Here is a 309-nt window from a genome sequence, read left to right on the forward strand (position 1 = left end):
TTGATATAGGTTCCCCTGCAATAGAATGAACTTTTACTTTCTCCGATTTCACAAACCATAGACCGACAAAAATGATAATTCCACCGATGATTTGTTGAAACGATACATATTCATTTGCCCAGACAGCTGCAAATAGAACAGCTACAAGCGGCGTTATATACATATATACCATCGTATGTGACGCCCCAATTTTTTGAACACCAACATACCACATTACTAGACCAAATACTGTTACAAAGAAAATAGAATATAGTAAAGCAAATAGTGTCATTCCGTGAGTAATGTGAAATGGCATGACAAACACATGTG

The 309-nt window shown here is 36.2% G+C and carries 1 protein-coding gene; it reads right to left on the bottom strand.

What is annotated here, in order from left to right:
- Positions 1 to 295 (bottom strand): EamA family transporter (locus tag ACTJK5_RS23185; protein ID WP_440613344.1); only part of this gene is annotated, 295 nt, incomplete at its 3' end.
- Between the last annotated feature and the right edge of the window lie 14 nt (positions 296 to 309).

Source organism: Agrobacterium sp. 22094, from assembly GCF_052046015.1.
Taxonomy (GTDB): domain Bacteria; phylum Pseudomonadota; class Alphaproteobacteria; order Rhizobiales; family Rhizobiaceae; genus Agrobacterium; species Agrobacterium cavarae.